Raw genomic sequence first — 22850 nt, forward strand, 5'->3', positions numbered from 1 at the left:
CTTAAAGGTTGTTTTCAGTTTCTTTTTGTGTTTGACATTTATTGTTTCTTTCCGATAAGTTAAGCCATATACCCCCTATTGATATAAACAATATTAATAGGAAGAACGGTAGTTTATATCCATTAAAATAGTCCACTGATAAGCCAAATAGGGAGGGTGCCAGCACAATAAAAATTTGATTTAAAGTTAAACCAAAGCTTACAGTTAATCCAATAAACTCTTTATCTGCTTTTTCAGACATTAGCACAATAAATAAACTGTACCATCCCACTCCTAAAAAACCTAAAATGAAACAAATTATATAAAGTCCCCATAGTGGAAGATAATTCAAAAAGTAGACTAGAACAATTAAAATAATGACAGTTAATAATATTGTAAGTTGTAATGGCTTACTTCTATCTCCATTAAACAAATTGTCACTCATCCATGCTAACAATATCCGTCCAATTGCACCGCCAATTAAAACCACACTTAACAACGTTCCAGAAATACTTAATGATATATGTAAGGTATTGCTTAGATAACTCATCAGGTGAGCTAATATGATTAATTGTAAAGAAATCATACTCATTCCAATAAAAAATACTGGATAAAGACTCGATTTTGCTTTGATCTTATTAATTTTCTCAAAAAAACGATCATTCTGTTGTCTTTGCGCAGTCATTCCATGATCTTTGTAGAAAATTGAAAAGATTATACCACCTGCAATTGCTACAATAGCTTGTGTTAATTTAACTGAAGATAAACCATAATTATAAAAGAAAAAAGGTAGGGATGTTGAAGCTAAAGCACCACCAAGTGGTATTCCAGTTTGACGAATCCCCATTGCAAGTCCTCTGTTTTTGTTTTTAGGGAACCAATTGATGATTGCACTGCTCCCCCCTGGTTGAGCCGTCCCATACCAAACCCCGACAAAAGCAAGAACAATCAAAAGGTATACATATTCATTAACAGGAATTGTTATTAACATGGTAAGTCCTAGTAAGATTGAGCCTATTCCTACAACCCACCGCTCACCGTATTTATCCATTATGTTACCGAATATTAGCATAGAGAATATAGGGCCAATATTTACAGCTGATACAATTAAACCTGTTTGAAATTGTGATAAGTTATATATTTCTTGACAAAATGTTGCTAAAGGACCTACTCCGTAATTTACAAATGTTGCACACGTTTGTGAAAAGGTAGCTATTATGAGTATAACCCATCTATAGCTCCCCTTTTCATGGATCGTTTTAAATTGTGACATCTAACCTACCTCTTTCAAAATATGTAAATTTTATGTCATTATCTCAAAAATAAAACGAGGTTTGAATAAACTTTTTGAATTTTATATCCGGTTTAATTATAAAGGTATTAGAAATCTTAATCATGACAATCAATATTATATATTTTACTTAATGGCAAACTTTCGGTAAAGTTCAAATTGAACCTATATATATAATTCCTATCGAATTAATCTATGTTTATATTCCTTGTGAGGTGGATATCGTTGCAACTTCATGTATTGAACAGTCCGTTTAGTCAGCAGCAGGCAGAACTGCTTAATCAGCTGCTTCCGACTTTAACAGATCAGCAAAAAATTTGGCTTACCGGTTATTTATCAGCACAGGCAGCTTTAACCGGATTAGAAAATACTGCCCAAACCCCTTCTCCTTCTGCTGCAGCACCAGCGCAGCCTGTCAGCAAAGATGTGACCGTGCTTTATGGCTCGCAAACAGGCAATTCTGAAGGGTTAGCAAAAAAGACAGCGCAGCATCTTGAAGAGAAAGGTTTTCAAGTGACGCTCTCTTCTATGTCAGATTTTAAACCAAATAGTCTGAAAAAAATAAACAATTTACTGATCATTGTCAGCACACATGGTGAGGGAGATCCGCCTGATAATGCCCTTTCTTTCCATGAATATGTTCACGGCAGACGTGCACCAAAGCTTGATCATTTAAGCTTTTCTGTCCTTTCACTTGGTGACAGCTCTTACGAATTCTTCTGTCAAACAGGTAAAGAATTTGATGAGCGTTTAAAAGAGCTTGGCGGAACGCGTCTTTTCGATCGAGTGGACTGTGACCTTGATTATGATGAGCCGTTTTCTGAATGGCTTCAAGGGGTGGCATCTTCACTTAGTGAAGGCGGAGCCGCAGCAACCCAGCAGGAATCAGCAGGAGTAAACACTCAAACCGCTGCATCTGAATACTCAAGAACAAATCCTTTTTATGCTGAAGTGCTTGAAAATATCAACCTAAATGGCCGCGGCTCTAACAAAGAAACCCGTCATTTGGAGCTTTCTCTTGAAGGATCAGGACTTGTTTATGAGCCAGGTGACAGCCTTGGTATTTATCCAACAAATGATCCTGCGCTTGTTGATGAACTGATCACAACATGCGGATGGAATGCAGAGGAAACCGTCACCGTTCATAAAAACGGCGGCACGCTTCCTTTAAAAGAAGCACTCACCTCTCATTTTGAGATTACCGTATTAACAAAACCTCTTCTTCAAAAGATGGCGTCCTTTACAAAAAGCGAAGCCTTGCAGGCCCTTTTAGAAGAAGGAAGCGAAGAAAAATTAAAAGCGTATATAGCAGGAAGAGATTTAGTAGATGCTGCTCGTGATTTCGGTCCTTTTGAAGGAACAGCGGCAGACTTCGCTGCGATTTTAAGAAAAATTCCTGCACGCCTTTATTCCATTGCAAGCAGCCTTAAAGCAAATGAAGAAGAAGTTCATTTGACGATCGGTGCTGTGAGATATGATGCTCACGGAAGAGAACGTCAAGGTGTCTGCTCAATCTTATGTGCGGAGCGCTTAGAGCCAGGTGATAAGCTACCTGTTTATATCCAGCACAATCAAAACTTTAAGCTTCCTGAAAACCATGATGCACCGATCATTATGGTGGGACCAGGCACAGGTATCGCCCCTTTCCGTTCATTTATGCAGGAGCGTGAGGAAGTCGGTGCAGATGGAAAGTCATGGTTGTTCTTCGGTGATCAGCACTTTGTGACGGATTTCTTATATCAAACCGAATGGCAAAAGTGGTTAAAAGATGGTGTGTTAACGAAAATGGATGTGGCTTTTTCAAGAGATTCAGAGGAAAAAGTATATGTCCAGCACCAAATGAAGAAACAAAGTAAAGAATTATTCGAATGGCTGGAGCAAGGTGCCTATGTATATGTCTGTGGAGATGAAAAACATATGGCGCATGATGTTCATGATACCCTTCTATCAATCATCCAAGAAGAAGGTGCGATGAGCAAAGAGAAAGCAGAAAGCTATCTAGCCAACTTGCAGCAGCAAAAACGCTATCAGCGTGACGTATATTGATTGAATGCTTGAGAGAAAGGAGCTTTTACTTACATGGTGAAGACAGCATTAACAGCGCCGGATGGACCTCCGAGCGACGTAGAGGAAATCAAAGAAAAAAGTGATTATTTACGGGGTACATTAAAAGAAGTGATGCTTGATCCGATTTCAGCGGGTATTCCTGATGATGACAACCGCCTGATGAAGCATCATGGCAGTTATTTACAGGATGATCGTGACCTGAGAAATGAACGGCAAAAACAAAAGCTTGAGCCTGCCTATCAATTTATGCTGCGCGTCCGCCTGCCTGGCGGAATTGCTACATCCAAGCAGTGGCTTGTGATGGATGAGCTTGCTCATAAATATGGAAACGGTACGTTAAAGCTGACAACTCGTGAAACCTTTCAGCTTCACGGTATTTTAAAATGGAACATGAAAAAGACCATTCAAGACATCCACTCTACTATGCTTGATACAATCGCTGCTTGCGGTGATGTGAACCGTAATGTCATGTGTACGTCAAATCCCTATCAATCAGAAGTACACCATGACGTATACGAGCTCGCCAAAAAATTAAGTGATGACCTGCTTCCGCAAACAAGAGCATATCATGAAATTTGGCTTGATGAGGAAAAAGTAGCGGCAACGCCTGATACAGAGGTTGAGCCGATGTATGGTCCGCTTTATCTGCCAAGAAAATTCAAGATTGGTGTGGCGGTCCCTCCTGCTAACGATATTGATGTCTTTTCGCAGGATTTAGGCTTCATTGCGATTATTGAAAATGATCAATTAGTCGGCTTTAATGTCGCGATTGGCGGCGGAATGGGTATGACGCATGGTGACACAGCGACCTATCCTCAGCTTGCAAAAGTGATTGGCTTTTGTACACCGGAACAAGTTGTAGAGATTGCCAAACAAGTGATCACTATTCAACGTGACTACGGAAACCGTTCGGTGAGAAAAAATGCCCGCTTTAAATATACAGTGGACCGTCTCGGTCTTGAGAATGTAAAAGAAGAGCTTGAACGCCGCCTAGGGTTTACCCTTTTAGACGCAAGAGATTATCACTTTGATCATAACGGTGACCGCTATGGCTGGGTAAAAGGCATCAATGGCAGATGGCATTATACGATGTTTGTAGAAGGCGGCCGCATCACGGATTACGATGACTACCCGCTGATGACAGGCATTCGTGAAATCGCGAAGATTCATACAGGTGACTTCCGCTTAACAGCGAATCAAAATTTAATGATTGGAAATGTCACAACGCATAAAAAGAAACAAATCGAGCAGCTCATTCAGGAGTTCGGTTTATCAGCTGGCCAGCAGCACTCGGCACTCCGCCGCAGTTCAATGGCCTGTGTTTCTCTTCCAACATGTGGTTTAGCGATGGCAGAAGCAGAACGCTACCTCCCGCGCTTGATTGACAAAATTGAAGAGATTGTCGAAGAAAACGGCTTAAGTGATAAAGAAATCACGATTCGTATGACTGGATGTCCAAATGGATGCGCCCGTCATGCACTAGGTGAAATTGGCTTTATCGGGAAATCACCTGGCAAATACAATATGTATCTTGGCGCTGCTTTCGATGGCAGCAGATTAAGTAAATTGTACCGAGAAAATGTTGGAGAAGAAGACATTTTAAACGAGCTTGGCTCTCTTCTCCCCCGCTATGCCAAAGAACGTGAAGAGGATGAACATTTCGGTGATTTTGTGATTCGGGCAGGAATTGTAAAAGCAACAACAGATGGCACGAATTTTCATGTGCAATAAAAAAGACAGGGATCTCTCCTGTCTTTTTTTATATACTTTGTTTCCTTTTCAAGTATTCGCAAATGCTTTTGTACACCTTCGGATTGTCTAAAGAAGATAGATCGGGTGAAGGCAGCTGCTCATACGCGCCTTTTAATAAACGCCGGACGATTTTTCCGTTTCTTGTTTTCGGTAAAGCTGAAATGAGATGAATTTCCTTTGGAGTGAGCGCTTTCCCCGCATATGAACCAACATGAGTTTTAAGCTCTGAAATGAGTGCTGCTTCTTCGAAAGACTGTAAACTGGCAACAACGAAACAAACAAGTGCTTCTCCCTTCACCTCATCCTTGACTCCAATCACAGCAGCCTCATGTACGGCTGGATGCCCGACAAGAATGGATTCAATTTCAGCTGGACCGACGCGTTTTCCTGCTGTATTAATGACATCATCCGATCTGCCCGTGATATGGAATGCGCCATCCTCTGATTGCATCACCCAATCACCGTGTGTCCACACCCCATCAAATCGTTTGAAATATGTGTCTTCATATCGCTCCGGATCTTTCCAAAATCCACATGTCATACCGACCCATGGCTTTTTCACAACAAGCTCCCCTACCTCATTCATCATGCTCTGTCCTGCCTCATTAAACACATCTGCCGCCATTCCTAAGATTGCCGCATTAAAAAGGATCGGTTTGATTGGACGAAGCAGCGTACTTCCTACAATACCGCCAGAAACCTCTGTTCCCCCTGAGTAATTTAAGATCGGAATGTGCTTTTGACCAATTGTGTCAAAAAGCCATTTCCATGGTGCTTCATTCCACGGTTCACCTGTAGAAATGATGGCTTTGACATGCGGCAGCTCAATGTCTGCAAGGTTTTGCTGCATTGCAGATCGAACAAAAGTTGGTGAAAGTCCAAAATGGGTGACTTTTTGCTCGTGGATGAATGACCAAAGGTGCTGTTCATCTGGATAATCGGGGGCGCCGTCATATAAAACAATTGCAGCTCCATTGATCAAACCGCCAAAGACGAGAAATGGCCCCATCATCCATCCCATGTCTGTGAGCCAAAACAAGCGGTCTCCTTTTGCAACATCCATACAAAGACCAGCATCAAAAGCCGATTTTACAGGAAAGCCTGCGTGGGTATGAACAGCCCCTTTTGGTGTACCGGTTGTTCCAGACGTGTATAAGATCATAAGAGGATCTTCATTTGAAAGATAAGTCGTTTCACTCATTGGTTCTTCTTTTAACAAATCGTTTAGCTTGATATCCTCTTTATATCCAGTTGGAGAGGAAGCGTGTACAATGACTGTTTTGACGGTCTTGGTTTTGTCGATCGCTTCTGCCGCACATTCACGCATGTTGATCGTTTTTCCTCGGCGCGTCACGCTTGAGCCTGTGACGACAATGCTTGCCCCCGATGCACGAATACGTACGGCGAGAGGCTCGCTTCCATAGCCAGAAAAAACTGGGCTAAAGATGACACCAATCTTTGCAAAGGCAAGCATGACGGCAGCTGTTTCCGGAAGCATCGGCATATAAATGACCGCCACATCCCCTTTTTGAATTCCCTTCTTCAAAAAACCAGCAGCGAGACGATTGACCTTTTCCTGAAGTTCGAGAAACGTCCATCTACTTTCTTCTCCCGCTTCATTTCTCCAAATCACGGCTAGTTGATGCTGGGTTTCTTCATTCTCTGCCCATTTGTCAACAGCCGTTTCGACCACGTTGAGCCAGCCGCCTTTATACCAATTGGGCCACATGAATGAATCTTGGCCTAAAACGGCTTCATACGGCTCCTTCCACACGATACCGACCGCCTTTTCAGCTTCTCTCCAAAACCAATCGGTATGGTCGATACTAGCTTGATAGAACGCATCGTAAGTAGAAAAACCAAGTGAATGCATCCATTTGTAAAGACGTGTTTGTTTGATCATCTGCTCCTCGGGGATCCACGCTGGTTTTTGATTCATCATGAGGCCGCCCCCCTTTAGACCGGATAAACCGGGTGTTTTCGTCTTGTAAATGTCATTTCCTTAGCGGTATAGGCTTGTAATCTATGACAAAGCTCATCTCGCAAATGGTCAAACGGGATGACACCATCCACAATCATTTCAGAGGCAAGCTCATATATATTCATATCTTCCTGGTATTCCTTGCGTTTCTCTTGTATAAATGCCGCTCTCTCTTCGGCAGGCAATTCGGCAATTTTATTCGCATAGACAGCATTTACAGCGGCTTCTGGACCCATGACAGCAATTTGTGCTGATGGAAGTGCGAGACAGCAGTCCGGTTCAAAGGCTGGTCCTGCCATCGCATATAAACCTGCACCATATGCTTTACGAACAATGACGGATATTTTCGGAACGGTTGCCTCTGACATGGCGGAGATCATTTTCGCCCCATGCCTAATAATGCCTGCTTGTTCCACTTTTGTTCCGATCATAAACCCCGGTATATCCGCAAGAAAAAGGAGTGGAATATGAAAGGCGTCACATAGCTGAATAAACTTGGCGGCTTTGTCGGCCGAGTCATGGAATAATACGCCGCCTTTTACCCTCGGCTGGTTGGCAATAAGACCGACAGGCTGACCATTCATACGGCCAAAGCCTGTAATCAGCTCTGCGGCAAATAGCTTTTTGATTTCAAAAAATGATCCTTCATCAATGAGTAAATCAATAAGCTGATACATATCAAAAGGGGTATTCTGCCCTTTAGGGATGAGTTCTTGAATGGTAATCTCTGATGGTTTAGGTGCGATTGCGGCTGCCAGTTTTGGTTTTTCTGTATAATTGGCAGGCATGTAAGTTAAATAGGTGCGAGCGATTTTAATGGCTTCTTCTTCTGTTTTTGCTAAAATATCACCGCATCCAGAAATGCTGCAATGCATTTTCGCCCCGCCCATTTCTTCAAGTGATACTTTCTCTCCAATCACCATTTCAGCCATTCGCGGTGAGCCTAAATACATTGAGGCATTCCCTTCGACCATGACGACGATGTCACAAAAAGCAGGAATGTAAGCACCTCCAGCTGCAGAAGGACCAAATAGTAAACAAATTTGCGGAATACGTCCAGACAGCTTTACCTGGTTATAAAAAATGCGGCCTGCGCCTCTTCTGCCTGGAAACATGGCGATTTGATCGGTGATTCTAGCACCCGCAGAGTCGACTAAATACAGCATCGGACAGTTGAGTTTTTCGGCTGTTTCTTGGATTCTAATGATTTTTTCTACCGTTTTGACGCCCCATGATCCTGCTTTGACGGTAGAATCATTTGCCATGACGCAAACCGTCTGCCCATTCATTCGCCCCGTCCCTGTAACAACACCATCTGCTGGTAAAAGTTCATCCTGACACTCAGCAAACATGGCCTCCTCAATAAAAGAATCCTCATCTAATAACAACTGGAGGCGGTCACGGACGAACAATTTTCCTTTTTCTTTGTTTTTTTGATGGTATCGCTCAGCCCCGCCTTTCAGAATCTGCTGTTTTTTCAGTTCATATTCTTCGATCATACCCATTCCCCTTTCTTGCTACCTGCCTCTGTATTGAGGCGTGCGTTTTTCTTGAAAAGCTTGAAGACCTTCCGTTCGATCTGCTGTATCAATGAGCCGTAGATAGGCTTCGTATTCCTTCGTTAGACCTGTATACAAATCGTGATCAAGGCTTGATTGAATCGCTTGTTTCGCTTCTTTTAAGGCAAGCGGGCCATTTTTGGTGATTTGTTTTGCAAGAGAGATAGCATCGTTCATAAGGGAATCTGCTACAGTAATATGCTCAATCAGCCCGATTTGAATGGCTTCTTCTGCTTGTAATGATGCGCCTGTGAAAATAAGTTCTTTTGCTTTACCGAGTCCAATGAGGCGCGGAAGCCGCTGCGTCCCTCCTGCTCCCGGTATGATAGCTAGTCCTGTTTCTGGCAGGCCGAGTCTTGCTCCGGCTCGTGCGATGCGGAGATCACAAGCGAGCGCGAGCTCAAGTCCTCCGCCCAGTGCGTGTCCGTTCATCACTGCAATGACAGGTACTGGAATGGATTCAATCTCGATAAAGGTTTGCTGAATTGAACGAACAGCGCCTTTTGCTTCTGCTTCTGTCATCAATCGTCGTTCCTTTAAATCTGCACCAGCGCAAAAGACTTTTGAACCGGCTCCTGTAATGAGCAGACAGCGGATGCTTTCATCGTGTTTGATTTCTTGAATGATTTGATTCATCTCCTCGAGCATTGTAGAGGATAGGGAATTCGCTTGTTCTGGCCTGTTTAAGGTCATGATGCCGATCTGTTCATCTTGTATTGAAAAATGGACCAATGATGTCATGTTATTCATCCTTTATGAAGTAGTCTGAGAGTGAAAAGCGCGTAAACAGTGACTAGGCAGGGTTCGGTCTACTTTCGATTCAATCCATTCTGCCGCTTGAATTAATGCAGGAAGGTGAATATTTGTCTCAATTCCTAGTTTTTGAAGCATGTGCACCACATCTTCTGTCGCCACGTTTCCGCTGGAGCCAGGTGCATAGGGACATCCGCCAAGCCCCCCGCTGGAGGAGTCAAATATCGTGATTCCGGCTTTTAATGCCGTATAAATATTGGCAAGAGCCATCCCCTTCGTATCATGAAAATGAAGAGCGATTTTATCAGCAGGAAAACGTTCAAGTAAAATGTCTAAGCGCCTTTCTACTTGTAGCGGATGGGCTTCACCGATGGTGTCACCGAGCGATATTTCATCAATGCCATAAGAAAGCAAAATATCCGTTAACCGCAGGACTTGATCCATTGGCACTTGTTTTTCATACGGGCAGCCAAACACGGTTGAAATATACGCGCGTGTCCTTTTTCCTGCTGCTTTTAAATCAGCTGTCATTTGTTTGATGACAGGAAGTGTTTCGTGGATGGATTGATTCATATTTTTCTTGTTATGTGTTTCACTCGAAGAGATAAACATAGCGCCTGTGTCAAGATTAGCTTCAAAAAAATGAGCTAAGCCTTTTTCATTGGGAATGAGTGCTGCATAGGTGATGTCGTCTTTTTGATTTAAGGATTGGGTAAGTTCTTTGGCATCTTTTAAGGCTGGAACCCATTTAGGATGAACAAATGATGTGACTTCAATATAAGGGAGCTGGGCTGCTGCGAGCAGATTTATCCACGTTCGCTTCTCGCTTGTGTCCAGCCAGACTGATTCATTTTGCAGTCCGTCCCGCGGGCCGACCTCCCTGATAAGCACACTCTTTGGTAATGCCATCTGGCTCCCTCCTATTCTGTTAGTTCTAAAAGAACCTCTCCTTCATCGACAAATTCTCCCTCTGCCTTATGCACTTTGCTGATGATCCCGGCCTCTTCAACAACGATCGGAATTTCCATTTTCATTGATTCTAAGATGGCAACCTCCTGTCCTTTTTGCACTTCATCGCCTTGTTTCACAAGAAGCTTCCACAAGTTTCCGGCCATTTGAATCGTGACAGTTTTCATGAACGGTTTTCCTCCCTTTTTTCCATGAGAAAATCGGTTGTGATGCTGCCTTGTAAGAAGGCAGAAGATCCGGCCATTTCCCTTAAAAGCGGTAAGTTGGTTTTGATCCCTTCTATTTCATATGCTTGTAATGCCCCTTTTAATCGTTCTATTGCAAGTTTTCGTGTATCACCGTAAACGATCATTTTCGCAATCATTGGATCGTAAAAAGGGGTTATAATGCTTCCCTTTGTCACACTTGACTCATGACGGATATACGGAGCTTCAGGCGTAGAAAGCCGAGTGATCGTTCCTGGTGAAGGATAAAAGGTGACGGGATCTTCTGCATAAATTCTAACCTCGATGGCATGCCCGATTTGATGAATATCCTCCTGATTAAAGGAAAGCGGCTCACATGCAGCGATTTTCAGCTGCTCCTCGACAAGGTCAATGCCTGTAATTTCTTCTGTGACAGGGTGCTCTACTTGTAATCTTGTGTTCATTTCTAGGAAATAAAATTGTTGATACTGATCGACTAAACACTCAATTGTTCCTGCATTTTCATACCCAATCGCTTTGGCTGCTTTGACGGCCATCTCCCCCATCTGACGTCTCACCGGTTCATCGAGACAGGCGGCTGGTGCTTCTTCAATGATTTTTTGATGTCTCCGCTGGAGTGAACAGTCGCGCTCAAATAAGTGAACCCCATGACCGAAGGAATCAAAGAGAACCTGGATTTCAATGTGCCGCGCGTTTTCAATGACCTTTTCCATATACAGCGTCCCATCGTTGAAAAAGCTTTGTGCTCTTTTTTGATTCCCTTCAAAAGCCCTGTACAGCTCATCATCATTTTGCACGAGCTGCATACCAATTCCTCCTCCCCCGCTTGATGCCTTGAGCATGATCGGATAACCGAGTGACTGCGCTTGACTCACTCCTTCTTCTGCATCATGCAGCGGAGCTGAAACGCCTGGTACAATGGGGATACCTGCTTGAGCCATCGTTTTTCTTGCTTCAATTTTGTTCCCCATTCGCTGAATGACTTGTGCGGATGGTCCAATAAAGGCAATACCTTCGCTGCGGCAGCGTTCTGCAAAGGCCGCATTTTCTGATAAGAGGCCATATCCTGGGTGGATAGCTTCTGTATTTGTCTGCTTGGCTACCCCAATGATGGCTTCCATGTTTAAATAGCTTTCAGATACTTTCGAGCCTCCAATCGGATAGGCGCTGTCTGCTTCTTGCACATGAAGTGCATGCTGATCTGCTTCTGAATAAACGGCAACGGTGTGGATCCCGAGCCTTTTACATGTTCGAATAATTCGCCTAGCAATTTCGCCTCGATTGGCAATCAGTACTTTTTGAAACATCGCTGCCTTCACTCCTTTATTAGATCAAGCGCCTGTTTTTTCAGACGAAATTTTTGAATCTTCCCTGATGCGGTCATCGGATACTCGTCAGTGATGAAAAAATATTTAGGAATTTTGTAGCGCGCCATTTGCGACTGACAATAACTGGTGAGTGTCTCAATCGTCACCGCTCTACCTTGCTTAAGCCGAATGAATGCGGCGGCTTCCTCTCCATACGTCTCGTCAGGTATACCAACAACCTGTGCATCAAGAATGTCCGGATGAGTATAAAGAACATCCTCAATCTCTTTTGGGTATACATTCTCCCCGCCTCTAATGATCATATCTTTCAGCCGTCCTGTGATTTTCACATAGCCGTCCTCATCCATCTCTGCTAAATCTCCCGTATGAAGCCAGCCGTCCTGATCAATCACTTCATTTGTGGCTTCTTCATTTTTATAGTAGCCTTTCATCACATGATAGCCTCTTGTACACAGCTCGCCTTGTTCTCCTCTTGGTACTTCCTCCGGCGTGCCTGGAACGGTGATTTTCACTTCGATGTGAGGAAGCGCCCGGCCGACCGTTTGAACCCGTCTTTCAAATGAATCATCCGTTCTTGTTTGGGTAATGACAGGAGAGCTTTCAGTCTGTCCATAGGCAATCGTGAGCTCCTTCAGTCCCATTTGTTCAATGACGGCTTTCATCACATGGGATGGGCAAAGAGATCCTGCCATAATGCCCGTTCGTAATGTGGACAGATCGTATTGGTGAAAATTCGGATGGTCGAGCTCTGCAATGAACATTGTCGGGACGCCGTGAAGTACGGTGCACTTCTCTTTTTCCACGGTTTGAAGGACACGCTCTGGGTGGAAGGATTCAACTGGAATGATCGTTCCTCCCTTTGTGAGACAAGCAAGCACGCCAAGAACGGATCCAAAGCAATGAAAGAAAGGAACGGGAATACACATTCGATCCTTTTGGGTGAGCTTCATACAATCTGCGATTTGGCTGGCATTGCAGACGATGTTTGTATGGCTGAGCATGACTCCTTTTGGATAGCCGGTTGTGCCTGAAGTATATTGCATATTAATGACGTCATCTGGCGCAAGCTCATCCATTCGTTTCTCCCACTCGTGATCCTCAGTTCTTTTAGCAGCAGCTTGAATACTGTTCCAGCTGCGCATGCCTTTTGGCGTGTGCTCGCCAATATAGACGACACTTTTTAAATAAGGGAAAGATGAGGAGGTGATCTCGCCTTGATGAGCGTTTTGAAGCTCTGGTATGAGTTCTTCCAGCATTTTGACATAGGATGTCTCTTTAAAGCCGTCTACGATAAACAGCATGCTGCTATCAGAATGCTTGAGTAAATAGGCGAGTTCCTGTGCTTGAAAATTCGTATTTACAGTGACAAGAACGGCTCCAATGGACGCGCAGGCGAATTGCAGCATGAGCCACTCAGGTACATTGGGCGCCATGATGGCGAGATGATCCCCTTTTTGAACCCCTAATGCCATAAGACCTTTCCCTGTTTCCTTGACTTCTCGATAAAACGCTTCATATGAATAACGTAATGAACGTTCTGGATACACAATGGCTTCATGTGCTGGATGCTGCTCCCTTTTCTCTTTTAAAAGGGAGCCGATTGTCTGTGGATGAATCGACATGATCGCTTTCCTCCTCCAATGATAGTAAGCGTTTTCATTATCGGATTACGCTAACAGTTGTCTTGCGATGACTAGACGCTGAATTTCAGAGGTCCCTTCTCCAATTTCCATCAGCTTCGCATCTCTCACTAGCCGTTCTACACCACATTCTTTCATATAGCCTGTTCCTCCGTGAATTTGGACAGCATCAAGACTTGCTTTTGTCGCCATTTCAGAAGCGAAAAGTTTGGCATAAGCAGCTTCTTTTGTAAACGGCTTGCCGTGATCTTTCAGCCAAGCGGCTTTCCAAACCATTTGTCTGGCGAGTTCTATTTGCATCGCCATATCTGCCAGCTTAAACTGAATGGCTTGGAAGGAAGAAAGGGTTTGCCCAAATTGCTTTCTTTCCTTTGCATGCGAGAGCGAAGCATCTAGTGCAGCTTGTGCAATGCCAACTGATAAGGCAGCAATTGATATGCGTCCCCCGTCTAATGTATATAAAAATTGCTTAAAGCCTTTCGCTGGGTCTCCTAAAATATTCTGGGCTGGTACACGTACACCGTCTAAAATGATTTCTGCTGTATCTGAACCGCGCACGCCCATTTTGTCATATGGATTTGTAATGGACAGCCCTTTTTGCCCTTTCTCTACAATAAAGGCGGAGATGATCGGGCGGCCGTTTTCATCATGATCCGTGACAGCGGTGACGATAATGGTTCTGGCAAAATTGGCGTTTGTGATCCAGCACTTCTCCCCGTTGATGACATATTCTTGTCCGTCTTTGACTGCTTTTGTTTTCGTCCCTTTTGCATCTGATCCTGCGTTTGGTTCTGTTAAACCGAAGGAACCAAGTGCTGTCCCAGAAGCCAGCGGGACAAGGTGGTCCATCTTTTGGTCCTCTGTACCGAAGTAATAAAGCGGGCTTGCGCCTAAGGATACGGCTGCGGCATAGCTAAGACCTGTACTGGCACACTGTTTTCCTATTTCTTCTACAGCGAGTGCATACGATATCGTATCTCCTCCTGAGCCTCCGTATTTCTCTGGAAAGGGGATGCCCATAAAGCCGAGCTCCCCCATTTTTTGAAACGTTTTGGCTGGGAATACGGCCTGTTCATCAATCGTTTGAGCGTGTGGTGCAATTTCTGCTTTGGCAAAATCTTTGACCATCTGGCGGATCATTTGTTGTTCTTTCGTTAATTCAAAATCCATCTTGCTTCCCCCTTTGGCTCTTTTCTATCATATTTATTAATCAAGCAGCGGCTTCATGCCAAGCTTGATTGAATTCAGAAAATTAAAACAAGAATAATAGAAAAAAAGCATGAACGAAGAAAATCCTCATCCATGCTTTTCCGTTATTTTACTATTTTTGCAGAAGGCTTGCTTTCTTGATGAAGACGATTAAGAGCCGTAATCTTGTAAGTATCAATCGTCTTTTGATTGATTGGTAGGTCTTTAATCGTTGTGATGGCGCCTTTTTCTTTTCTAACTGTTTGCAGTAATTCATATGTTCCTTTATTTGTCAATCGATAGACTGCATAATAGGATACGGTAGAATGTGGATCATTTTTGATTTGCAAAGCCGCACCATCCGCTGTCTTTTTCACAGATTGAATGATTGGTTTTTTAGGCGCTTTCTGATGAAGCCAAGGCATTTCTGGAATGAGAGCTGGTTTGCGATATGACTCTTCTATCAATCGATCCTTTACATTCAAAGGGTTGCGATTGAGATCCTTCAAGCTGAAATGCATGCTTCCCTGCACGAGCTGTGACTGCCTGTTCAGCTCAATCTGCCTAAAATATTCTTCCGGGTCAGACCAAGCAGGATCACTGTTTTGGTTAATTTTATATGCCGCCTGACCAATATACAGGTGAACCGGCTCCCCTTTCACCTCATTTGACCACCATTTCGTCAGCACGTCATAAGCGGCAGCTTGAAAACCGATGCTCCAGTAAATTTGCGGAGTGACATAATCAATATCGTGCTGCTGAATCCACTCTCTTGTATCAGCATACAAATCATCGTAGTTGGTCATTCCAGCAGTGGTGTTTGAACCAGTCGGGTCATCTTTTATGTTGCGCCATACCCCGAATGGACTAATACCAAATTTCACATACGGCTTTTCTTTCTTAATGGTGTCATTGATCTGTTTCACCAGCTGATTCACATTATCTCTTCGCCAATCTTCTATATGTGTAAAAGCTTTTTTCCCATATGTTTCATACGTTTCTTGATCTGGAAACGGCACACCGGCTATTTTATTCGGGTAAAAATAATCATCCATATGCACTGCATCAATATCGTAGTTTTTCACAACTTCTTCTATGCCGAGGGCAATGAAGTCCTGAGCCTCAGGAATGCCTGGGTTGTAATAAAGCTGATTACCATAGGCAATCGTCCAATCAGGATGTTGTCTTGCAGGGTGATCAGCTGATAAACGGCTGAGATCAGTATGATTCATCGTGATTCGATAAGGGTTAAACCAAGCGTGAAATTCGAGGCCGCGTTGATGAGCTTCTTCTATCATAAACTCAAGCGGATCATACCCAGGATCTTTCCCTTGCGTTCCAGTCAAATACTCTGACCACGGCCCGTATGCTGAAGGATAAAAAGCATCTGCTGTTGGTTTAATTTGCATAATGACGGCATTCATATTCATTGCTTTGATCTCGTCTAACAAACGAATGAACTCTTTTTTCTGCTCTGCTACGGGCAGCCCTTTCTTTGAGGGCCAATCTAAGTTATAAACCGATGCAATCCATACCGCGCGCATTTCTCTTGTGCTCTCAAGCTTCCCTTTGGGCACTGGACGAGCTGCTAGACTGCTAGAAGGAATCAATAAGAATACAAACATTAACATCAGTGTTAGAACTGTCATACTGATCTTTTTCAGCATGTTTTGCATCACCTCATATTCAGTTTATTCCGCTTTTTGTGATGGAATGCCAGCAGATGGTGTAAGCAGAATGTTTTTCATTTGATTGAGCTGAGCTTCAGGGACTTTGCAGGCTTCAATTAAATACCTCTCTGCACTCCCGTATGTCTCCAGCATTTCGTGCAGCACATCTTCAAGATAATCTTGCTGCACACCGACAAGCGGCTGAATTTGTTCTTTTGATACCCGGTATAAACTCATCAATCGGACAAATCGTTCCTGCCTTCTGACAAGCATTTGCACGCCTTCATTGGACCGCATGTATTCACTTAAAACGACAGTCAGCGGTACACCTGCTGTTAACTGAATCAGGGCAGATAAAAAACCTGTACGGTCTTTGCCGCTCGTGCAGTGAAGCATCAGCGGATAATGGCTTTGATCTGAAAGCAGTGTGAACAGCTGCCGAATCTCTTCTTTACGCTCAGTGAGCATGCTTTGATATAAATCTTTCATGATCGGTGTAAATGAGAGAGACTTCCCTTCTGTTACCAGCATACGAAACATGGTCCATTTACTCGGCATCTTACTGTCAGGCTGCATCGGAATATGGACGATTTTGTCGTGTTCCTTGATCTTTGGTGGATGTGATTTACGTTCTGAGGTTGTACGGAGGTCGCAAACGGTTTGAATTCCGAGTGTTGAGAATATCTCGATGTCTTGTTTCGTCAAACGTGATAAGTCAGCGGATCGATAAATCATTCCCTCTTTGATCACCATCCCCTCTGTTGTTTGAAGTCCCCCTACTTCTCTAAAATTCGCAAGCTTTGAAAATGGGTTGTTTGATTGATTCATAGAAGTGAAAGTCCTTTCCGGTTCGTTCTTTTCTCTATCATACGCTTTTATAGAAAAGGAGAAAAGAGAATCAATTGACCTATTCATCATGTAAGAGAATTTATTGGTATAATGGAAAAAGGACATTCGGATTGATTGGAGATATGAAGCATGATAAAAACAAAACGGATTCAGCAAATCAAAGAGTATGTGTTTGACCGGGAATCTGCCTCACTTGATGAGCTTGTGGTGCATTTTGGTGTCTCAAAAAACACGATACGCCGAGATGTACAGGCATTGGTAGAGTCCGGCGTTCTCAAAAAAGTGTATGGCGGAGTGGCTGTGAACCACTCAACGTTAGTGGTGTATCAGGAGCGAAAGACCCGTCAGCTCAGTAAAAAGCAATTGATCGGTCAGACGGCTGCCGCATTTGTGGAAAATGGAGATATGATTTTTGTTGATTCTGGTACGACAACGCTTGAGATGCTCCCCTATTTGACTGAGAAACAAGTGACCATTGTGACCAATAATGTTGATTTCATTACACAAGCGATGCCTTATGAAAATCTCACCATCTTTTCCACTGGCGGGATGCTTGAAAGAAAAACAAATTCTTTCGTAGGCTATCAAAGTGTAGAGCGCTTAAAAGCTTACAATGTGAATAAAGCCTTTATCGCATCAACTGGTTTATCTATTGATCACGGCGTCACGAATTCGTCCCCGCTTGAAACCGATATTAAAAAGACGCTCGTTCAAAAAAGTGCCAAAACGTTTTTATTAGTGGATGATAGCAAATTCGATCATTACGCGTTGACCACGTTTTGTGATTTGCACGAGATTGATGTCGTCGTGACCAATCAGGAGCCAAATAAAAATTATCTTCAATATGGAAAAGAGCATGATGTGCGATTTGTCACGCCTTCATCAAATGAATAGATGGGAAAAAAACGGCTCAGGAATTTGAGCCGTTTTTATTCATTGATTTCAAGCTGCATGACCATACGGAATAAAAATCGGTACACAGCCGAGATAACGTCAATGAAAGCCATATCTTCGTGGATGTCCTCAAGCTCAAGAAGCTGTAAATTCACATCAAATAAGCCATCTTGTCCATTAAATTGAAGCTGAGCACCATTTAATGGCGATAGCAAGTCCTTTAAAATATTCGTGTCTTTCTTAGGACGTTTGAAACCGAATAACACGGTATACGTTTGAAACACTTCGTCCCATTCAATGGCCAAGCCATCTACTTTCACGACATCAAACCACTTTGATTCGATATAAATAAATTCTTTTTGATGTTTTTTCACATATGTAAGCGGTGTGTTTAGAAATGAGGCGTCTTCTGTTTGAATCATGTCCTCTGATTCCTTGTCCACACGCTCTATATATACATCGCCAAAGCGTGCTTCTTCTTTTATTCTCGCCCCTTCTAAAGGCCAATTGCGGCTCGCCGCTTCATCATATTCGAAGTCTGTCAGCGCTTGTCCTTCTTTCAGTAAATCTTGTAAGCGATTTTGCAGTGACATGGCTATGTCTCCTTTCTTCTCATTCATGTGCGTTTATTATTTTAGCATAACTCAGGAAAAGAAAGATATGTCCTAGCATATGATGGTATGATAGTGTCAAAAGAAACATCTCGGAGGGGTACATTTTGCTCACAATGACACTGGCAGAAAAGATTGTAGACGAAGTGAAAAAGGTGCTGACTGAGGAAATCATCATCGTACAAACGAACGGCACCATCATTGCAGCAACAGATCCAGAGCGCATCGGACAATTTCATGAAGGAGCGTATCTGACATCTTTTGAAGGACAGAAACGAATTCTCACAAAGGATGACCAGCACCACATGAAAGGCGTCAAAGCTGGCATCAATCTACCTATTTATTTTAAGCAGGAGGTCATCGGAGTCATTGGGATGACAGGAGATCCTTTACATGTGTCTCCTTTTGGCGAAATATTAAGAAAAATGACTGAGCTGCTCATTCATGAACATGAATTTTTTCAAGAAACCGAAACGGATGAACGTCAGCTCGAAGCGTTTGTATTCGACTGGCTCCATCTGCCAGAGACAGCGATTGATCTCAATGAAAAAGCAACGCGGCTTCAGCTTGATATCAACAAGGAGCGCACAGTCGTCCTGATCGATTGTCAGGATGAATCGTTTATGAAACAAAATCAATACAAAGAATTAAAGGAAACGCTGAATCTCACTAGTCAGGAGATCATCGTCCGCTGGGGGCATGCCCGCTTTTTGCTTATGCTGCAAACAACAGCAGATGATCGTAAAACACTGCAGCAGCGCCTATTTCACATCCATGCCTCCCTTACGGCGCAGAGCACGCCAGGGGTTTTGATTGGGGCGGGAAAACCAGCAGCTGCTCATTTGATGAAGCAATCCTTTCAACAAGCCTTTCGTGCATTAAAAATGGCACATGCTGATACGCCGATTGTATTTGATGAAGATTTAACGCTTGAACTTTTTATGGAGGAAGTGAGTCAGGAAACAAAGGAAGTGTTTCTTGATCGAACGATCGCCCCTCTTCTCCCCTATCCTGAATTAGTGAAAACATTGCGGGTACTCATGACATCAGATTGCTCATTGAAATATACCGCAGAAGCAATGCATGTTCATATCAATACACTACATTACAGGCTAAAACGAATCCAAGATTTAACGACACTTGATCCAAAGCGCATGCAAGATGCAATGCTTTTTTATTTAGCCTTCATGCTTTTAGATCATGATCCAAAAAAACGAAGCGAACAGCCCGATATTTTGTAGAATCGTCCATAGGCATGAGGCGATTCTTTTTTTATACTGAAAGAAACGATACGTCTAATCAGTAGGAGTTGAATGCGTATGTTAAATTCTGAATTTTTAAATCAATTGAAAAAGATTGTTGGTGCGCCTTACGTACAGGACAGTAAAGCCGATCGGCTTGCCTACTCTTATGATGCAACACCAAATTTTCAGCAGATGCCAGATGTCATCGTAAGCCCGCATACGGCTGAGGAAATCCAGCAAATTGTCCGGCTCTGCGCCTCATATCATATACCGATCGTGCCAAGAGGATCAGGAACGAATCTTTGTGCAGGTACATGTCCTACACAAGGCGGACTTGTGCTGCTGTTTACAAGAATGAACCAATTAATAGAAATAGATGAAGAAAACCTGACAGCAACGGTGCAGCCTGGTTTGATCACACAGGAACTCATTCGCAAAGTAGAGGCAAAAGGGCTCTTCTATCCACCTGATCCAAGCTCTATGAAAATCTCTACATTAGGCGGAAATATTAATGAAAATTCAGGTGGTCTCCGGGGCTTAAAATATGGCGTGACAAGAGATTATGTACTTGGACTTGAAGTGGTTCTGCCAAACGGTGACATCATTAAAACAGGCGGCAAACTTGCAAAGGACGTGGCCGGGTATGATATGACTCGTTTGTTCGTAGGTTCAGAAGGAACGCTCGGGATTGTCACTGAAGCCACGCTGAAGCTTTTGCCGCTTCCAGAAACAAAACAAACGATGCTTTGCTTATATGAAAGCCTAGAGGAAGCAGCCGCTTCAGTGTCGGCGATTATTGCAGAGCGTATCATCCCCGCCACATTAGAATTTATGGATCAGCCGACCCTGGAAGTCGTTGAAGACTTTGCAAAAATCGGTTTGCCGACGGACGTTCAAGCGGTGCTGTTAATCGAACAGGACGGCCATCCTGAAGCGGTTTCCCGTGATATGCAGAGCATCGCAAAAGTCTGCCAGCAGCACGGAGCAAAACGTGTGAATATTGCTCATTCTGAAGAAGAGGCAAATGCCCTTTTAACAGCGAGACGATCCGCTTTATCTGCCCTCGCCCGGTTAAGCCCAACGACCATTTTAGAAGATGCCACAGTCCCCCGGTCTGAAATTGCCAGCATGGTGCGGGCGATCGAAGATATTGCGAAGGAGTACAAAGTGAAAATCTGCACATTTGGTCATGCAGGTGATGGCAATTTGCACCCTACTTGTGCAGCAGATGCAAGAAATGAAGAAGAAATGAAACGGGTGGAGGAAGCCTTTCAGGCCATTTTTGAAAAAGCCGTCTCACTTGGCGGCACCATTACGGGTGAACATGGTGTGGGTCTTATGAAAGCCCCTTACTTGGAACTAAAGGTCAAAAAAGAAGGCATTGCAGCAATGAAAGCGATCAAACAAGCGCTAGACCCAGAAAATATGATGAACCCTGATAAAGTGTTTGGAAAAGCCGCAAGAAAGCGGGTGGTGGTCTCATGAGTTCCTCTAAACAAACAAAGATTCAGCAATCATTTCAGCAGCAAATGGACGAAAAAGAGCTGCTCAATTGCATGCGCTGCGGCTTCTGCCTTCCATCCTGTCCTACTTATATTGAATCTGGTCAACAAGAAACACACTCTCCCCGCGGCCGAATTGCTTTAATGAAGGCGGTGAGAGACGGCGTCATTGAGCCAGATGAAGATGTCGAGCATTCACTGAATCTTTGTCTTGGCTGCCGTGCATGTGAACCGGTCTGCCCTTCCGGCGTCAAATATGGGCGGTTACTTGAGGATGCAAGAGACATCATTCAGCAGCACAAAAAACAATCCATCCCTGTCAAACTTGTGAGACGTGCAGTATTCAAAGGACTCTTTCCTTCACAAAGCCGAATGCGGCAAGCGGCAGGACTTCTTCGATTTTATCAAACATCTGGTCTGCAAACAGCCGCCCGCAAAACTGGTATGCTGAAGGTGCTTCCACCGCACTTACGCCTGATGGAACAGGCGCTTCCAAAGGTGCCGCGTCAACAGAAAAACCGTTTGACGGAATACAAAGCCGCCGGCCCAGCAAGTAAGCGTGTCGCCTTTTTTACTGGCTGTTTAATGGACACCGTTTTTTCCAGTACAAACGAAGCGACTATCCAGCTTTTGCAGCTGGCAGGCTGTGAAGTCATCGTCCCTCCTATTCAGACGTGCTGCGGAGCGCTTCATGGTCATAGCGGAGAAAAAGAGCAAGCGAAACAGCTAGCAAAGCGGAATATTGAAGCATTTGAAAAGATAGATGCAGATGCCATAGTCATGAATGCGGGCGGTTGTGGTGCTTTTTTAAGTGATTACGATCATTTGCTTCACGATGATCCGGACTTTCAAAAACGAAGTGAAGTCTTCTCAAAGAAAATCACCGATATATCAGACATTCTAGTGGAGCTGGAATTTCACCGCCGCATGCCGCTTGCTTTGCCAGAGCAAGCCATCACCTATCAGGATTCCTGTCATTTGCGGAACGGAATGGGTGTACAGCATGCGCCAAGGGTGCTGATGAAGGCCATTCAAGGCGTATCATTTAATGAAATGAAGGATTCGGGCCGGTGCTGCGGCTCAGCTGGCATTTACAACATCTTGCAGCCAAAGATGTCGATGCAAATTTTAGATCATAAAATGACAGAAGCAAGGGAAACAAAGGCTGCTGCCATTGTTACGTCTAATCCAGGCTGTCAGCTGCAAATGGCAGCAGGCATCAAACGCGCGGAGCACTCGCCGACCATGCGTGCTGTCCATCTAGCTGATTTATTATTAGAAGCCGTTCAATATGGAAAAAAAGCGTCCAGCCCATCAAGCTGAACGCTTTTTTTATGCATATCTTTAGACAATTGGTTGGATAATAG

Annotated in this window: 18 protein-coding genes; 6 read left to right on the forward strand and 12 right to left on the reverse strand. The window is 43.7% G+C overall.

The window, feature by feature from the left end; genetic code table 11:
* Nucleotide 1: 1 nt before the first annotated feature.
* A complete protein-coding gene (locus tag QSJ46_RS18775) occupies nucleotides 2–1252 on the reverse strand; it encodes an MFS transporter (protein WP_047203415.1) in 1251 nt (416 codons plus the stop codon).
* A 243-nt stretch (nucleotides 1253–1495) separates the two neighbouring features.
* Here QSJ46_RS18775 and QSJ46_RS18780 point away from each other — a divergent pair, with 243 nt between their 5' ends.
* Nucleotides 1496–3316: an assimilatory sulfite reductase (NADPH) flavoprotein subunit gene (locus QSJ46_RS18780; protein WP_047203414.1), complete on the forward strand. Its 1821-nt coding sequence runs from the start codon at nucleotides 1496–1498 to the stop codon at nucleotides 3314–3316.
* Between the two features lie 33 nt (nucleotides 3317–3349).
* Nucleotides 3350–5068: an assimilatory sulfite reductase (NADPH) hemoprotein subunit gene (gene cysI, locus QSJ46_RS18785; RefSeq protein ID WP_059377376.1), complete on the forward strand. Its 1719-nt coding sequence runs from the start codon at nucleotides 3350–3352 to the stop codon at nucleotides 5066–5068.
* A gap of 28 nt (nucleotides 5069–5096) precedes the next feature.
* Here the strand turns inward: cysI and QSJ46_RS18790 are convergent, their stop codons facing one another.
* The 10 genes from QSJ46_RS18790 to QSJ46_RS18835 all read right to left on the reverse strand — a co-directional run bounded on the left by QSJ46_RS18790 (nucleotide 5097) and on the right by QSJ46_RS18835 (nucleotide 17211).
* Nucleotides 5097–7031, reverse strand: a complete 1935-nt coding sequence (locus tag QSJ46_RS18790; protein ID WP_285605157.1) for an AMP-binding protein — start codon at nucleotides 7029–7031, stop codon at nucleotides 5097–5099.
* Nucleotides 7032–7045: 14 nt separating this feature from the next.
* The gene (locus QSJ46_RS18795; protein ID WP_285605158.1) at nucleotides 7046–8569 is read right to left on the reverse strand and encodes an acyl-CoA carboxylase subunit beta; all 1524 of its coding nucleotides are present in this window, start codon (nucleotides 8567–8569) and stop codon (nucleotides 7046–7048) included.
* An 18-nt stretch (nucleotides 8570–8587) separates the two neighbouring features.
* Nucleotides 8588–9370: an enoyl-CoA hydratase gene (locus QSJ46_RS18800; RefSeq protein ID WP_285605159.1), complete on the reverse strand. Its 783-nt coding sequence runs from the start codon at nucleotides 9368–9370 to the stop codon at nucleotides 8588–8590.
* Between the two features lie 12 nt (nucleotides 9371–9382).
* Nucleotides 9383–10291: a hydroxymethylglutaryl-CoA lyase gene (locus tag QSJ46_RS18805; protein ID WP_047203409.1), complete on the reverse strand. Its 909-nt coding sequence runs from the start codon at nucleotides 10289–10291 to the stop codon at nucleotides 9383–9385.
* Between the two features lie 11 nt (nucleotides 10292–10302).
* Nucleotides 10303–10518, reverse strand: coding sequence for an acetyl-CoA carboxylase biotin carboxyl carrier protein subunit (locus QSJ46_RS18810; RefSeq protein WP_285605160.1), 216 nt, complete (start codon nucleotides 10516–10518; stop codon nucleotides 10303–10305).
* Nucleotides 10515–11864, reverse strand: coding sequence for an acetyl-CoA carboxylase biotin carboxylase subunit (locus tag QSJ46_RS18815; RefSeq protein WP_285605161.1), 1350 nt, complete (start codon nucleotides 11862–11864; stop codon nucleotides 10515–10517). Before QSJ46_RS18815 ends, QSJ46_RS18810 begins: the two co-directional genes overlap by 4 nt.
* 8 nt (nucleotides 11865–11872) lie before the next feature.
* Nucleotides 11873–13507: an AMP-binding protein gene (locus QSJ46_RS18820; RefSeq protein ID WP_285605162.1), complete on the reverse strand. Its 1635-nt coding sequence runs from the start codon at nucleotides 13505–13507 to the stop codon at nucleotides 11873–11875.
* 45 nt (nucleotides 13508–13552) lie between these two features.
* Nucleotides 13553–14695, reverse strand: a complete 1143-nt coding sequence (locus QSJ46_RS18825; protein ID WP_059377390.1) for an acyl-CoA dehydrogenase family protein — start codon at nucleotides 14693–14695, stop codon at nucleotides 13553–13555.
* Nucleotides 14696–14838: 143 nt separating this feature from the next.
* The gene (locus QSJ46_RS18830; RefSeq protein ID WP_285605163.1) at nucleotides 14839–16380 is read right to left on the reverse strand and encodes a glycoside hydrolase family 10-like protein; all 1542 of its coding nucleotides are present in this window, start codon (nucleotides 16378–16380) and stop codon (nucleotides 14839–14841) included.
* A 24-nt stretch (nucleotides 16381–16404) separates the two neighbouring features.
* Nucleotides 16405–17211: a tyrosine-protein phosphatase gene (locus tag QSJ46_RS18835; protein ID WP_047203404.1), complete on the reverse strand. Its 807-nt coding sequence runs from the start codon at nucleotides 17209–17211 to the stop codon at nucleotides 16405–16407.
* 150 nt (nucleotides 17212–17361) lie between these two features.
* On the opposite strand from QSJ46_RS18835, the gene QSJ46_RS18840 reads away from it, so the two are divergent.
* A complete protein-coding gene (locus QSJ46_RS18840) occupies nucleotides 17362–18126 on the forward strand; it encodes a DeoR/GlpR family DNA-binding transcription regulator (protein WP_047203403.1) in 765 nt (254 codons plus the stop codon).
* Between the two features lie 35 nt (nucleotides 18127–18161).
* Here the strand turns inward: QSJ46_RS18840 and QSJ46_RS18845 are convergent, their stop codons facing one another.
* Nucleotides 18162–18719: a branched-chain amino acid aminotransferase gene (locus tag QSJ46_RS18845; protein WP_285605164.1), complete on the reverse strand. Its 558-nt coding sequence runs from the start codon at nucleotides 18717–18719 to the stop codon at nucleotides 18162–18164.
* 125 nt (nucleotides 18720–18844) lie between these two features.
* On the opposite strand from QSJ46_RS18845, the gene QSJ46_RS18850 reads away from it, so the two are divergent.
* The 3 genes from QSJ46_RS18850 (at nucleotide 18845) to QSJ46_RS18860 (ending at nucleotide 22806) form a co-directional block, all read left to right on the forward strand.
* A complete protein-coding gene (locus QSJ46_RS18850; RefSeq protein WP_047203401.1) occupies nucleotides 18845–19978 on the forward strand; it encodes a CdaR family transcriptional regulator in 1134 nt (377 codons plus the stop codon).
* A 78-nt stretch (nucleotides 19979–20056) separates the two neighbouring features.
* Nucleotides 20057–21466 carry a glycolate oxidase subunit GlcD gene (gene glcD / locus QSJ46_RS18855; RefSeq protein WP_047203400.1) on the forward strand — a complete coding sequence of 470 codons (1410 nt, stop codon included), beginning with the start codon at nucleotides 20057–20059 and terminating at the stop codon, nucleotides 21464–21466.
* A complete protein-coding gene (locus tag QSJ46_RS18860; protein WP_285605165.1) occupies nucleotides 21463–22806 on the forward strand; it encodes a (Fe-S)-binding protein in 1344 nt (447 codons plus the stop codon). The genes glcD and QSJ46_RS18860 overlap by 4 nt, the downstream gene beginning before the upstream one ends.
* The last annotated feature ends 44 nt before the right edge of the window (nucleotides 22807–22850 follow it).

This window comes from Bacillus sp. YKCMOAS1 (genome assembly GCF_030268125.1).
GTDB lineage: Bacteria > Bacillota > Bacilli > Bacillales > Bacillaceae > Bacillus > Bacillus safensis.